This window comes from Desulfotomaculum sp., assembly GCF_982386235.1.
The window spans coordinates 1-14877 of record NZ_CEVWQM010000021.1; the positions used below are offsets into that span (position 1 = coordinate 1).

The window sequence follows — 14877 nt, forward strand, 5'->3', positions numbered from 1 at the left end:
GGCTTGCTGTTTGAACATGTGCGGTGCTGTACACTGCTCTGACATTGCGATCCTGGGTATTCACAGAACCGTACCCAAAATTGACCACGAAAACCTGCACAAACTGTGCGAAATCCCAACCCTGACTGCTAGCTGCCCCACTGCAGCTATCCGTCCCAATCCCAAACTGAAATCAGTTGATATTAAAGCTGAGCGTTGCATGTACTGCGGTAACTGCTACACCATGTGTCCGTCTGTACACATCATCGACGCTAAGAACGATGCTGTTTCGATCTGGGTTGGTGGTAAGATTTCCAACAGCCGTATTGGTCCCAGATTCTCTCGTTTGGCCATCCCCTTCCTGCCCAACAACCCCCCACGCTGGCCGGAAGTTGTTGACGCAGTTAAGCACTTGGTTGAGATATATGCTGAAAATGCACAACCTGGTGAGCGTATGGCAGAGTGGATCGACCGCATTAGCTGGGAGAAGTTCTTCGAAGTTTCTGGTCTGGAATTTACAGACAAGCACATCGACGACTTTACCCTTGCTCAAACTACTTTCAGAAGCACCACTCAGTTCAAGTGGTAAGAATATAGCTGCTTGATACCGAGTATAATAGGTTTATGAGCCGCCGCCGCAAGGCGGCGGCATCTAATCATTTACCACCCATATGGATGGTAGGAAACGGTGGTGTAAACAATGGAAGAAACTAAAGAAAAAATTTTAGCTTACCTCGCAGGAGTTAGCAAAGAAAAACCCCGTGTAGTTGCCGAAAAAATTGGTGTTAAAAAGAAAGAAGTTGACAAGGCTGTTGCCGAACTGGCTAAAGAAGGTAAAATTGAGTATCTCTACATTGGTACCTCCTATATTACCCTAGCCGGTAAAGACCATACACCTGGCGTTGAACACAACTAATTTAACATGATGTTAAACTCAAAAAAGAGCGGAAAGCATCCGCTCTTTTTTGAGTTTAACCATTGAGACAAGGGGACGGTGGGTCAAATAACCTGTCCCCTTGTCCCAAGACCCCAAAGCTAAGCCACAGGGTTTCATGGATGCTGAGAGGGTTACAATAATAGGGGAGGGCTTGACTTATGGGGAGAAATGTACAAATAATAGTAAGAAGCAGCCAAAGGGGTTTTGATAATAATCCAGAGGTAATCGAACTTAATTATGAAGGTACCATCCATCAAAAAAATAATAACTACTATATCGTCTATAAAGAAACAGAAAACACCGGCATGGGCAATACCACCACGACCCTTAAAGTAGAAACAAACGCTATCACCATCAGCCGCAGTGGTGCAGTTAACATGAGACAAGTTTTTCAAAAAGACCTTGAACATCGTGGTTTTTATCAAACACCCTATGGTGACATGGAAATGGCAGTGATAGCGAGGAATATTGAGGCAAGCTTGACAGAGCTAGGGGGAAGTATTAAGCTAGAATATGAATTAGAACTAGACCATTCGACGTTGGGGATGAACGATTTAGAGATAGCCATAACGCAAATATAACACAACACAAATACACCTAATATTTACCTCAAAAACGAAGGAGGATTTTCTTTGCAAGGATTGGTAGAACAGGTTAAAATCGGCCTAGCTCTGGCGTTGCAAACGGCTATTGGCCAGGCTGTGGCTAATGGCCAGTTAAATCCGGTGGAAGCACCGGAGGTGGTCATTGAAGTACCCCGTGAAAAGGGACATGGTGATTTTGCCACCAATTTAGCCATGCAGCTGGCAAAATCAGCAAAAATGGCCCCCAGAAAAATAGCAGAAGCAATAATAGATAACCTGGACTTGGCAAGTACCCCCGTGGAGCGTGTGGAGATTGCCGGACCGGGCTTTATTAATTTCTACCTGCAAACAAGCTGGGTATATGGGGTCATCCCCATGGTTTTACAAGAAGATCGTAACTATGGGCGGCTGGAAATAGGTGAAGGACAAAGGGTTCAAGTGGAGTTCGTCAGTGCGAATCCCACTGGTCTATTGCACATGGGCAATGCGCGGGGAGCAGCTTTGGGGGACAGTCTGGCATCCATCCTAGATTTTGCCGGTTACCAAGTGGGTAGAGAGTATTATATCAATGATGCTGGCAACCAAATCGAGAACTTTGGCAAATCCCTGGAGGTTCGTTTTCTCCAACAATTAGGTCAAGATATTCCCATGATTGAACAGGGATACCATGGTGAAGATATTGTTGATACGGTAAAGGGGTTTATTAATAAAAATGGTACGGCTCTGGCTGAGGCAGATGAGGATACCCGCCGGAAAACCTTAGCAGCCTATGCTCTCCAAGAAAAACTAACTCATATCCGTAACACCCTATTGGACTTTGGTGTGGTCTATGACAGATGGTTTTCTGAACAATCCCTGTATGATAGCGGGGCCATTACCGATACCCTAAAGGAACTGCGCCAAAGGGGTTATATTTATGAACAGGAGAACGCCCTTTGGTTTAAGGCCACTGATTTTGGCGATGAAAAAGACGAGGTATTAGTCCGGTCAAATGGCATTCCCACTTACTTTGCTGCTGATATTGCTTATCATAAAGATAAATTTGATCGTGGCTTCGATCGGGTCATTGACATTTGGGGTGCAGACCATCATGGCCATGTTAACCGAATGAAAGGTTCCATGGCAGCCTTGGGCTATAATCGGGATAATTTACAGATAATCCTCATGCAGTTGGTTCGCTTGTTCCGGGGTGGAGAAATAGTCCGCATGTCCAAACGAACCGGGCAATTTGTCACATTGGAAGAATTGGTGGAAGAAGTGGGCAGAGATGCGGCACGTTATTTCTTTGTCATGCGCAGCCCAGATAGCCACTTGGAATTTGATTTGGATTTAGCAAAATCCCAAACCAATGATAACCCGATTTTCTATATTCAATATGCCCATGCTCGCATCTGCAGTATTTTGCGTCAACTACAGGAACAGGGGCGTAAACTGCCGGAAATCAGTGAGGTCAATCCTGCACTGCTTAAAGAAGAAGCAGAATTGGAACTGCTGCGTAAATTAGCGGATTTCCCCACGGAGATTGCCGCCGCCGCGGAACTTATGGCACCCCATCGGATTGCCCGCTATCTCCATGACCTGGCAGGTTTATTCCATAGTTTCTACAACAGCCATCGGGTCATTACCGAAGACGCAGCTCTCTCGGATGCACGTCTATTATTGGTACAGGGTGTTCGTATCGTGCTAAGAAATGCCCTGGGACTGTTGGGCCTAACGGCACCGGAAAAAATGTAAGGAGTATTTTAAAAATGAAAGAGGTTATTTATGCCACCTTCACTGGTTTCCTGGTCGGCCTCCTCTTTGCCAAACTTAAACTACCTATTCCTGCACCACCCACCCTGGCAGGTGTCATGGGTATTGTCGGTTTATTTTTAGGTTATATACTTGCTATACGATTAGGGTGGATGCGATAAACTATTGACAGGATAAGTCTCGATCGTTAGAATGGGATAGGTATTACCAAAAATTCTACAAACTTTGACAGGAGGCAACCATGGCCAAGTTTATTTTTGTTACCGGCGGAGTGGTGTCATCCCTGGGTAAGGGTATTACGGCAGCTTCCTTGGGTCGGCTATTAAAGAGTCGTGGCTTAAAAGTTGCCATACAAAAGCTAGACCCATACATTAACGTAGACCCAGGGACCATGAGTCCATACCAGCACGGCGAAGTCTTTGTTACAGAAGACGGAGCTGAAACGGATCTGGACTTAGGACACTATGAACGGTTTATTGATACGAACTTAAATAAAACCAGCAATATGACCACCGGGGCCATTTACTGGTCTGTTATTAGTAAGGAACGCCGGGGTGATTACCTAGGGGGAACCGTACAGGTCATTCCCCATATTACCAATGAAATCAAAGAAAGAGTACTACGTATGGCCAGGGAACTGGATTCCGATGTGGTAATAGCGGAAATCGGGGGTACGGTTGGGGATATTGAGTCCCTGCCCTTCCTGGAAGCCATTCGTCAGCTCCGGGCTGATCTGGGTAAGAACAATGTGATGTACATTCACGTTACCCTGGTTCCGTATCTAAGGGCAGCCAATGAGTTTAAAACCAAGCCCACCCAACACTCTGTAAAAGAGCTAAGAAGCATTGGTATTCAGCCGGATGTTATCGTTTGCCGTACCGAGAAACCATTTCCCAAAGAGATGGAAGAAAAATTAGCCCTTTTCTGTGATATTGACAAAGACGCTGTTATTCAGGCAGTGGATGCCTTCTCCATCTATGAAATTCCGCTGCAAATGGAACTAGAGGGCCTGGATGATATTGCAGTGGAACGATTAGGCCTCCAGTGCGGTGAAACAGATATGACGGAATGGAATAACATGGTGGAACGCATGAAAAACCTCAAACAGACCACCACCATTGCCTTAGTCGGAAAATATGTATCTTTACCGGATGCCTACCTCAGTGTGGCCGAGTCCCTACGTCATGCCGGCCTTAAGCATGATACCTCTGTGGACATACGTTGGATTAACTCCGAAGATCTTGAGAAAGTTTCCCCGGAGGAGCTTTTAAGTGATGTTGACGGTATATTGGTACCAGGCGGTTTTGGTGATCGGGGCATTGAGGGTAAGATAAATGCCATTCGCTATGCCAGGGAGAACAAAATACCTTTCCTGGGCATTTGCTTGGGTATGCAACTGGCAGTTGTAGAATTTGCCCGTAGTATTCTTGGCTGGCAGGATGCGAACAGTTCAGAATTTAACCCTCACAGTCAATCCCCAGTCATCGACCTTTTGCCGGAGCAAAAGGATTTAGACAAGATGGGTGGCACCATGAGGCTGGGTGCTTACCCTTGTAAGCTGGTACCCGGTACCCTGGCCCATAATGCCTACGGGGAAGAAATTATTTATGAGCGTCACCGGCATCGTTATGAGTTAAACAATGAATTTCGCAAAGATTTAGCCCAAGCTGGTATGGTATTCAGTGGCACCCTACCCAATGGCAAGCTGGTGGAGATGATAGAGCTAAAAGATCACCCCTGGTATTTGGCTACCCAATTCCACCCAGAATTCAAATCCCGCCCCAATCGCCCCCACCCCATATTCAGAGATTTTGTCGGGGCTGCCATCAAAAACAAGAAGTAAGGTAACTGACAGCTTTGGTGAAATTGACCAAAGCTGATTTTTTTAGCTTAAGGGATCGTTTTCTAGGTCAGCCATGGGCCGTGAGCCATAATTTTTTCATAAAATACGATGATACTGTAAACACCTAAGACATATGCTACAAAGGACACCAAAGAAAAACAGGCAAAAAGCACATGGCCCAAAATAAAACGAACGGAGAGGATTCATCTTGCACAAAAAAATCATAACCGGAGTTGTTATAGCCGTACTATTATTTTCGCTTGCAGTGGCGATGGCTTTTATGGGCAATGGGGAAAGAACAGCTCAAAAAACTGCTGCCGGCGAGAAAATTGCCGTTGTACATATTGAGGGAACCATTATGTCTTCATCTCCCGGCGGTTTCGGTAACCCTGCTGTGGCGGCAGCTGATCAAATCACCAGGCAACTAAAGGAAGCCAGGGAAAATCCTGATATTAAGGCCGTTATATTAAAAATGAATACAGGTGGCGGTACCGTGGTAGGCTCCGATGAGATTGGTCGGGAAGTAGAACGGGTGCGCCAATCAGGGAAAAAAGTAGTCGTTGCCATGGGAGAAATGGCTGCCTCCGGCGGCTATTGGATTTCCTGTAAAGCAGATAAAATTGTTGCCAACCCAGGTACCTTTACAGGTAGTATCGGTGTAATCATGCAGCTTACCGAAATGAAGGACCTCTTTAACAAATTGGGTATCGAAGTGAAGAACATAAAGACCGGCGCCTATAAAGATATGGGTTCCAGCAATAAGGAGCTTTCCCCGGAAGAACAAGAGATTTTTCAGAGCTTGGTCAACGATAGCTATGAGGACTTTGTCAAAGTAGTGGCCGAGGGAAGAAAAATGGATCCAGTTCAGGTCAGAAAGTTGGCAGACGGTAGAATATATACCGGCAAACAAGCAAAGCAATTGGGTCTAGTGGATGCGTTAGGTGATTTTGATACAGCAGTGCAAATAACTGCTGAATTAGCTGGTATTAAAGGAGAACCGGAATTAATAGATATGACAGGGGAGCAGCTGTTATGGCAACAAATCCTAGGCGGTTTGCAGGGGAACACCCAACTAATGCCGATTCCATTAGAAGGGTTGCTGTTATTACCAGACAAAGTAGCAGCACCGATGAATACCAATGTGGAGTAAGGGGGAGTAGCATTGAATGATCGAAAGGAGCAAAATCCGGAGCAGCTATCCAATGATCCTATCCAGAAGGATCAACTTTTGCCTCCCAATCCATCGGAAATGAAGGACAGCCTAACGGAAACAGAGGCAACTACACGAGTAGATGAAGACAGGCAACCGCCTCTTCAGTTTTACGAAATTGTTTATGGGGTATTGTTTGATCCAGTTTCAACCATGAAAAGGATTGCAGTTAATCCGCCTTTATACACCACCCTATTGATTGTTATTTTAGTTTCTCTCATTGGTTTGCTTACCGAATTATATTCTTCCAGCCAGGGAACAGTTAGCAACTGGGGATTACCTGATATGCCATTCTCCCAGTCGGCCAATATATCCCAAGCATTGAGGGCGGCAACACCACTGCTGGCTATTTTTGGAACCATCTTTGTTTTTCTTAAGTGGTTTTTTTATAGTGCCCTCTTACACTTAGTGGCAGATTTCTACGGAGGACGTGGCAGAGCCAGGACCGTCTTTGTGGTTTATGGGTTAGCTGGGTTACCGGAGGTGTTTTTAATCCCCCTTGGTGTAATTACCACTTGGTTATCCGGTGGCCTGGCCACAGGAATCATGGTGGTGGCAAATTTGCTTATCTTTATCTGGGGCATGATTCTATTAACCATTGGTTTACGGGAAGCCCATCATTTTAGTACCGGCAGAGCATTGACAGTTATATTCACACCCGTCATCGTGATGCTATTGCTGGCTATCATCGGTATGGTGGGACTAATGGCAGTGTTGTCCGCCAGCATATTTTGATCATTCCTTAAAAAGAATTTTGTGTCAAAGAAGGTATTGGCGGTGAATTGTCGAAAAACTTACCTACCGATGGTTATGAATTCGGGGGGTAGTGGAATAGAATGAATAGAAAAACAACCTTTGATATTCTTATAGTGGATGATCAAGTCGGGGTAAGACGACTGCTCTTTGAGGCATTAGCGGATGAAGGTTATCTTGTAAAAATGGCTGGGGGTGGGTCAGAGGCCTTGAAAATACTTAGCCAAGACTTTCCTTCCTTGGTCCTCTTAGATATGAAAATGCCAGTCATGACTGGCTATGAAACACTCCAGGAAATCCGTAAACAGTTCGGGCAGCTTCCGGTGGTAATGATGACAGCTTATGGGGATATGGAAATTATCGACCAGACCAAGGGCCTGGGAGTAAAGCATTATCTCAACAAACCCTTCGATTTAGAAGAGGTTCGGGTTTTGGTTAAGACCATCCTGGCAGAGTCTGAGGGAAACACAAATGTACAAACGGAGATCAGCTAAACCGAATACATTAGAAAAGCTTGGCTCGTGGCATGGAAGTCTGATAGTAGAAGAAAAAACAAAAAGGAATTTTTTCTTAGACGGCGAACTCCTTATCCTAAAGAGGAGGTTATAATGGTGCTTATAACCACTGTAGTTACGCTGGCTATTCGTTGTCCGGAGTGTGGAGCATTAGAATTTCATAACCTCTCGCGATTTAGCCTTTCGGGTAATGGCAAATTTGAAGCCCATTGCTCCTGTGGAGCTTTCCTGTTAGGTATTGTTAATCGCTCACCGGGGAGTTATTGGCTGCAGATACCTTGTATTTTCTGCGAGACCAAGCATATCCGTGAGCTATCCGGAACTCGCCTGTGGGGCAAGGAAACGATTTACCTTATTTGCCCAGAATCCGGAATGGAACTGGGGTTTATAGGTGAGGCTGAGCAAGTAAAAGAACTTGCCGAGTCCCTTGACTCCGGCTTGCAGTCATTAATTGATGAACTGGGGTACGACGAGTATTTTAACAATCCAGAGGTTATGCACCAGGTAATGGAGTCTTTGCAAGAAATTGCAAACAATGGTGACCTTTATTGTCAGTGCGGCAATACCCGCATTGAGGTTGATGTTTTTTTAGATCGCCTGGAACTTCATTGCAAAGAGTGTGATAGCATTAACATTGTATATGCGGAAACCGAAGAGGACCTTAAAGTAATTCAACAGGTGGATGCCATAGAACTTACACAGCATGGCTTTAAATGTCTCGATAGTTTTTCCAACAATCCGAAACACACGAAAAAGACCCGGCGTAGGCGGAACAAACACTCATAAAAACATAATTCAGGGTAACTATGGTCATACTTATTTTGACCCCGTTAGTCGCGGAATTAATTTTTTTCTATGCCGGAATATGGTTCCTGAAGAATTTACCTGGCACCAGTTCGTCGGCTCGACGTGGTCCAGGTTTTTAATTTTGTCCAATAGCTGTTGCGCAGCTAAAACAAGGAGGTACAAAAAATGCCGTTAGTTTCTGTAAAAGAGTTACTCGCTAAGGCGGAAGAAGGAAAGTACGCCGTTGGTGCCTTTAATGTTAACAACATGGAGATTGTTCAGGCTATCTTAGCAGCAGCCGAGGCTGAAAAGGCACCGGTTATTATGCAGGCCAGCCAGGGGGCAATAAAGTATGCCGGTATCGAATACATTTATGCCTTGGCCAATTTGGCAGCAAGCAAGTCCACTGTACCCATGGCCCTTCATTTAGATCATGGTACCAGCTTTGACCAATGCATGCAGTGCATTCGTTATGGTTTTACCTCGGTGATGATCGATGGTTCCAAATTACCCCTGGAGGAAAATATCGCCCTTACCAATAAGGTCATTGAGGTTGCCCGGGCCACTGGTGTTTCCGTTGAAGCAGAACTGGGGAAAATTGGCGGCACGGAGGACGATATTCATGTGGATGAGAAGGATGCTTTCTTTACCGATCCAGAAGAAGCCCGCTACTTTGTAGAAAAAACCGGCGTAGATGCCTTAGCCATTGCCATCGGTACTGCCCATGGACAATACAAGGGTGTACCACAGTTGGATTTCCCAAGACTAGAAAAGATCGTTGGCATGGTCAAGGCTCCCATTGTTCTGCACGGTTCTTCTGGTGTTCCGGATGAAGCCATTCAAGAGGCTATCCGTTTGGGTGTTCGTAAGGTGAACATCGATACCAATATTCGTGAGGCATTTACGGGTGCCTGTCGCCAAGTACTGGAGAACAATGCCAAGGAAATTGACCCTCGTAAAGTCTTAGCACCAGCTAGAGAAGCGGCTACCCAGATCATTCGTGAAAAGATCCGTGTGTTTGGTAGTTCGGGTCGGGCTTAAGAAATAATTACAGGAGGACTGAGAATGCTTCTTTTTATTGATACTGCCAATGTGGAAGAGATTCGAGCCGCCAATGCCCTCGGTGTCATTGCCGGTGTGACAACCAATCCATCCTTGATTGCCCGCGAAGGTCGTGATTTTGCTGAAGTAGTAAAAGAAATCACCTCGATTGTGGATGGACCCATCAGTGCGGAAGTAATTAGTTTGGATGCCCCAGGCATGATGAAAGAAGCAGTAGATCTGGCAGCAATTCACACCAACATTGTTATCAAGGTTCCCATGACAGCGGAGGGTTTAAAAGCAACCAAAGCCTGCGCTGAAAGGGGAATTAAAACCAATGTTACCCTGGTTTTTTCCGCCAATCAGGCACTTCTGGCTGCCAGAGCAGGTGCCACCTACGTCAGTCCCTTTGTGGGCCGCTTGGATGACATTGGCCAGGATGGAATCGGCCTAATTTACGATATTGTAGAGATTTTTGACAACTACAATTTAGATACCAAAATAATTTCGGCCAGTATTCGCCATCCCCTGCATGTTCAGCAATCAGCTAAGGCCGGTGCCCATATCGCTACCGTGCCTTACAAAGTGTTGCAGCAGATGACCAAACACCCTTTAACCGATAAAGGAATTGATGCTTTCCTGGCAGACTGGGCAAAGTTAACCAATAAAGCCTAAAAATATAGGCCATGGGCCAAAAAGGCCTATGGCCACCTCCTAAGGCCGCTGGCTGCAACGGGACTCCTCCAAAATCAAGGAAACCTATCTATTGACCAAATATTTTCCCTGCGCTATACTTGAAAAGTATAGAATTATTTCGTGCAAGAATAGCCCTAGAAGGGGTTTTCTAATTATTTTGGGGGATTTTTAGAAGTGTCTAACATGATTAACATCCTTTTTTGTAAGTGCAGGGATTCTTATCACAAGCTATTAAGCTTACCCGATGCCCCTAAAAAGGTAGCTCAAGGAATTGCACTGGGAGTTGCCTTCGATTTTTTACCAGTTCCTTTTATCAGTATCCCTCTTTCTTTTATCGTAGCGAAATTGATTCGGGTCCATGCTGTGGCCGCTACCTTAACGGTGCTCATCTTTAAACCAGCGGTTCCTCTTTTCTTTACGATTAATATTTTTGTCGGTAAGTTCCTATTAGGAACAGTTCCCTCCCCCATAACCACCGACCTAGCCCAGGGGGTTCCGCTTTTAACCAAGGCCATTCTTAAAATAAAAGCACTAGGCTTTCCTTTTCTAGTGGGAAGTGGCATCAATGCATTGATTGCCAGTTTTCTTGTCTACTTTTTAGCCCTCAACCTTTTAGAGGCCCGTCGCAGGGCCATTAAAAAAAACCCTAAGGGAGTCAAAGTAGTCGCGAATAAAACAACATAGTCTTGCTTAGGGGTGGCCTTTGGGGTCGGTCGTGAGCATGGCCCATGGCCAACAGGGAACCCCAAATCAAAGTATATTCTACAAGCAAATGCGAATCGTTAAAAACGAACAGCTAACACTAAATCGAGGTGGAATTTTTGGCAGAAAACAATAAGCCTGTTACAACACAAACTGAATTAGAGGCAAAGACCATGCAGGAACTGTATGGCATCGCTCGGGAATTGGAAATTGCCGGGTACTATAAATTACGAAAAAAAGAGCTTATCTTTGAAATATTGAAATTACAATCAAAACAAAGCGGTGTATCCTATGCTGGCGGAGTATTAGAGATACTACCCGACGGCTATGGTTTTTTACGGCCATCAACCTATGTACCCAGCAACGATGACATTTATGTTTCGAACTCCCAGATACGAAGGTTTGATTTGCGTACGGGAGATATGGTCTATGGTCAGGTAAGAAAACCGAAGGATAACGAAAGGTACTTTGGCTTGCTAAGAGTGGAGCAAGTAAACGGTGCAAATCCCGACCTGGCATCGGAACGCATGCACTTTGCCGGACTGACACCCCTTTATCCCCAGAACAGGATTCGTCTAGAAACCACCCCGAATAAGATTTCAACCCGCATTATCGATCTTATATCACCCCTAGGGAAAGGTCAAAGAGGGTTAATTGTAGCCCCCCCAAAAGCAGGTAAAACCATCTTAATTAAAGAAATTGCCAATAGCATCACCAACAACCATCCAGAAATTGAATTGTTCATCTTGCTAATCGATGAGAGACCGGAAGAAGTTACTGACATCGAGCGGTCGGTGAAGGCAGAAGTGGTTAGCTCCACCTTTGACGAACCACCGGAAAACCACGTTAAGGCTTCGGACATGGTGCTGGAGCGGGCTAAAAGATTAGTTGAAAGCGGCAGAGATGTTGTCATTTTATTAGATAGCATCACCCGCCTGGCCAGGGCCCATAACCTTGTGATTCCACCCAGTGGGCGGACTTTATCCGGGGGCGTTGACCCGGCAGCCTTACACAAGCCCAAGCGATTCTTTGGTGCAGCACGCAATATGGAAGAGGGCGGCAGTCTGACCATTTTAGCCACCGCCCTGATTGAAACCGGCAGCCGGATGGATGATGTTATCTTTGAAGAATTTAAAGGCACGGGTAACATGGAATTCATATTAGATAGAAAATTGGCCGATCGTAGGATGTTCCCGGCCATTGATATCCAGCGTTCGGGGACCAGGCGAGAGGATTTGCTTTTATCAAGGGACGAGTTGGACTATGTCTGGAGCCTTCGCAAAGCCATAGCCAGCATGACCTCCATTGAATCATTGGAAAATTTACTAGACCGTATAAAAAATACCAAAGCCAATGAAGAAATGCTTTATGATTTTAAACCCAAAAATAGGGTACAAGCCCCGAGTAATGTCCCTCCCCAACCACCACTACCACCCCAAAAGCGTCCCTATCGAAGGAAGATGCAGGAGCAGGCGGGGGAGATTTAGCGATTAGACGTGAGCCCTGGGTTTTTGGGCCGAAGGCCCCTTCCTCTGCATAGTTGTTAGGACATCTCAGAGGTCTATCCCATACGCTTAAGAGACCCTAAAGCATATCATGCACAAAAAGCGCATGGATTAAGGTCCATGGCTAAAAGCATTTATAACCAGCATAGGTATAAATCCCCATCACCTCGGCAAAACTACTACCAGTACGTTTTATCCGAGGTGATTCTATGTTTTTTCATATAAATAAAAAACTTGCGGCCTTTACCATAACAGCTATTTTGGCTAGCATGGCTTACGTTGTTTTTCCTGCCAGTGCTGGGTTGGATGAGGTTATGTCCGAGGGGGATTATACACCACCCCTTGCCCAAGAGGTGGAAGTATTAAAGCCTTCGGAACAGGAACCGGTTAAGAAGGTAGCCAGCCAGAGGGTTGAGATGGAATACAAAGTACGCTCCGGGGATACCCTTTGGAGCATAGCAGATCGGACAGGCATTAGCCTGGCCAGATTGGCGGAAGTAAACCGGCTTGACCCAAAGGACATTCTTGTAGAAGGGAAAACCCTGACGATTCCTGGGGTAGAATTTCGCTATCATAAGATTGCCAGTGGTGAAACCCTTTCCCATATTGCCGGTCAATACGGTATTACCCTGGAAGAATTATTAAAAGCCAATGACCTATCAAACCCTGATTTGATTAACATGGGTGCTGCCTTAGTTGTTCCTAACCGAGGAGAGGAAGCTCAGCCGATTGTTGCTGCCACCAGTGACCCGGGCTCCAAGGTACAAATAGGTGGCTGGGCATGGCCAGTGGCCGGGGAAATTACCTCCAACTTCGGTATCCGAGGTGACCGCCCCCATGAGGGTGTGGATATCGGTGCCTATAGCGGAGCCACCATCGTAGCTCCGGAACAGGGCAAAGTTGTTTGGTCCGGACCCAGGGGAACCTATGGCTTGACCATTATTTTAGACCATGGTAACGGCATTCGATCCCTTTATGCCCATTGCTCCAAACTACTGGTGACGGAGGGGCAATTCGTTGATCGTAACCAGCCCATTGCCAAGGTAGGCAACACGGGTCGTTCCGAGGGACCACACCTGCATATGGAAACTCTGCGCCAGGGTATTCCATTGGATCCGCTCTTGTTTTTGAAAGAAAGATTGTTTGCATAAAAAATCCCCCATCCAGAGGATGGGGGTATTTTAGTTTTTCTTTATTCAGTTATCCGTAACGCCATTCCCGAGTTTCCCTTTTATCTATCTTATTTTAAAATAATCTTCGTCAGAGGGTTGCTTTCCGGACAGCAGCCACAGCACACGCTTTAGATTCAGTAGGGAAAAGGACAAAGCCTTATGTTATTTTCGGGTAGGGGCGTCTCTTAAAGTTTATTGAGCCACTGCATGTAACCCGTGACTTGGCTTCTTGGGTTATGGTGCAGCGAAATAAATCTTTATTGAAAACTTAAAGAAAATTCGGAAGGAAGAAAGGATCTTTAAAGCAAATCATATTCATGATTAATCCCTGTAAAGGGTAAAGGTAGAGAGGTAAGGAAAAAAATAATTTCAGGAATGGTGGTTTCCTTGACCACCTAAAGCATCACATCCTTTCAGCAGAAAAATAAGTTCTTCCCTTGTTGGTGGCCTGGGAATGCCAGGGTCCCCTGACACAGAGGAAGCGGAGTTTTGCACATACTCTCCCGGTGGGCGAAATGAATCACCTGGGGAAATTTGCGATGGCACCGCTCCACCAACCTGTGCAGAAACCATTTTGACATTTGGCCTCCCTACATCCTGTGGTGGTGGATGCACCCCCTCTTCTTTAAACAGTCTGCTGGGTGAGCCTGAAGGCCAAGATATCGTAGTCCTGATTCGTTCAGGAGAAAGTTTGGATGAACACATATAAATCGCCTCCCTCAACATGCAGGTACTGTCAAAGGACCAACACTATGAAATTGTCGCCGTCCCGCAGGGTCAACAAAGCTTTCATGCCAGTGTGTTGGAGTAATTACTCCCGGCGGAGGGATATCTCATCCCCGCATAACAATGGCCACAAGCAGGACGTAAATACCATTTATTGGTACTAATATAACAATACGCCACAAGTTTATAAATACCTTTTTTTGGAAAAAATAATTTTATCGTTTACGTTAATTTTTTGTTTTCGTTGGGAAGGACTGTAAACGATGGATTGTTTGCTATAAACCTTTAACCATCAGCCCGCTCAAAGAATTCCCTACAACCATACAGGTAACTTCTTGCTCCCTACATTTTTCTATGCTATAATATCGTCGTGTCTTTATTATGTCATGAATGCCTTTGGCATTGTTGTATCTGGTCGAGAAAGAAGGTGAGTTGTAAATGAAAGAGAAGATTCATCCTAAATATCAGGGAGTAGAAGTTAGGTGTGTATGTGGTAACACTTTTAAGACTGGCTCCACTAAAAAAGAAATCAAAGTTGAAATTTGCTCCAACTGCCATCCCTTCTACACAGGTGCTCAGCGCCAAATCGAAGTTGGCGGACGGGCTGAGAAATTCCGTAAAAAATACGGCATGGAATAGCGTAGTTAGCAGAGCTGGGGCTCTGCTATTTCTTTAT

The 14877-nt window shown here is 45.4% G+C and carries 16 protein-coding genes and 1 pseudogene; all 17 read left to right on the forward strand.

Features of this window, described 5'->3' with window-relative positions:
* A pseudogene (locus AC1U9Z_RS12670) lies at positions 1–568 on the forward strand (dissimilatory-type sulfite reductase subunit beta); the annotation flags it as partial.
* A 111-nt stretch (positions 569–679) separates the two neighbouring features.
* Positions 680–895 carry a hypothetical protein gene (locus AC1U9Z_RS12675; RefSeq protein WP_333531556.1) on the forward strand — a complete coding sequence of 72 codons (216 nt, stop codon included), beginning with the start codon at positions 680–682 and terminating at the stop codon, positions 893–895.
* A gap of 179 nt (positions 896–1074) precedes the next feature.
* The gene (locus AC1U9Z_RS12680; protein WP_333531557.1) at positions 1075–1497 is read left to right on the forward strand and encodes a YwiB family protein; all 423 of its coding nucleotides are present in this window, start codon (positions 1075–1077) and stop codon (positions 1495–1497) included.
* Positions 1498–1548: 51 nt separating this feature from the next.
* Positions 1549–3234, forward strand: coding sequence for an arginine--tRNA ligase (argS, locus tag AC1U9Z_RS12685; RefSeq protein ID WP_479957600.1), 1686 nt, complete (start codon positions 1549–1551; stop codon positions 3232–3234).
* Positions 3235–3248: 14 nt separating this feature from the next.
* Complete coding sequence (locus tag AC1U9Z_RS12690) at positions 3249–3413, forward strand: XapX domain-containing protein (RefSeq protein ID WP_333531559.1); 165 nt, start codon at positions 3249–3251, stop codon at positions 3411–3413.
* An 80-nt stretch (positions 3414–3493) separates the two neighbouring features.
* Positions 3494–5095 (forward strand): CTP synthase, encoded by a 1602-nt coding sequence (locus tag AC1U9Z_RS12695; RefSeq protein ID WP_333531560.1) that lies wholly within the window; start codon positions 3494–3496, stop codon positions 5093–5095.
* Positions 5096–5303: 208 nt separating this feature from the next.
* The gene (sppA, locus tag AC1U9Z_RS12700; protein ID WP_479957602.1) at positions 5304–6245 is read left to right on the forward strand and encodes a signal peptide peptidase SppA; all 942 of its coding nucleotides are present in this window, start codon (positions 5304–5306) and stop codon (positions 6243–6245) included.
* Positions 6246–6257: 12 nt separating this feature from the next.
* Complete coding sequence (locus tag AC1U9Z_RS12705) at positions 6258–7040, forward strand: Yip1 family protein (protein ID WP_479957604.1); 783 nt, start codon at positions 6258–6260, stop codon at positions 7038–7040.
* A 101-nt stretch (positions 7041–7141) separates the two neighbouring features.
* Positions 7142–7552: a response regulator gene (locus tag AC1U9Z_RS12710; RefSeq protein ID WP_333531563.1), complete on the forward strand. Its 411-nt coding sequence runs from the start codon at positions 7142–7144 to the stop codon at positions 7550–7552.
* Between the two features lie 114 nt (positions 7553–7666).
* The gene (locus AC1U9Z_RS12715) at positions 7667–8359 is read left to right on the forward strand and encodes a hypothetical protein (protein ID WP_333531564.1); all 693 of its coding nucleotides are present in this window, start codon (positions 7667–7669) and stop codon (positions 8357–8359) included.
* Positions 8360–8545: 186 nt separating this feature from the next.
* Complete coding sequence (locus AC1U9Z_RS12720) at positions 8546–9400, forward strand: class II fructose-1,6-bisphosphate aldolase (protein WP_333531565.1); 855 nt, start codon at positions 8546–8548, stop codon at positions 9398–9400.
* A 24-nt stretch (positions 9401–9424) separates the two neighbouring features.
* Complete coding sequence (gene fsa, locus AC1U9Z_RS12725; RefSeq protein ID WP_333531566.1) at positions 9425–10075, forward strand: fructose-6-phosphate aldolase; 651 nt, start codon at positions 9425–9427, stop codon at positions 10073–10075.
* Positions 10076–10279: 204 nt separating this feature from the next.
* Complete coding sequence (locus AC1U9Z_RS12730) at positions 10280–10780, forward strand: DUF2062 domain-containing protein (protein ID WP_333531645.1); 501 nt, start codon at positions 10280–10282, stop codon at positions 10778–10780.
* A gap of 137 nt (positions 10781–10917) precedes the next feature.
* Positions 10918–12285: a transcription termination factor Rho gene (gene rho / locus AC1U9Z_RS12735; RefSeq protein WP_333531567.1), complete on the forward strand. Its 1368-nt coding sequence runs from the start codon at positions 10918–10920 to the stop codon at positions 12283–12285.
* A 227-nt stretch (positions 12286–12512) separates the two neighbouring features.
* The gene (locus tag AC1U9Z_RS12740; RefSeq protein WP_479957606.1) at positions 12513–13454 is read left to right on the forward strand and encodes a peptidoglycan DD-metalloendopeptidase family protein; all 942 of its coding nucleotides are present in this window, start codon (positions 12513–12515) and stop codon (positions 13452–13454) included.
* 475 nt (positions 13455–13929) lie between these two features.
* Positions 13930–14184 carry a hypothetical protein gene (locus AC1U9Z_RS12745; RefSeq protein WP_479957608.1) on the forward strand — a complete coding sequence of 85 codons (255 nt, stop codon included), beginning with the start codon at positions 13930–13932 and terminating at the stop codon, positions 14182–14184.
* Between the two features lie 455 nt (positions 14185–14639).
* The gene (gene rpmE / locus AC1U9Z_RS12750) at positions 14640–14840 is read left to right on the forward strand and encodes a 50S ribosomal protein L31 (RefSeq protein ID WP_333531570.1); all 201 of its coding nucleotides are present in this window, start codon (positions 14640–14642) and stop codon (positions 14838–14840) included.
* Positions 14841–14877: the final 37 nt, after the last annotated feature.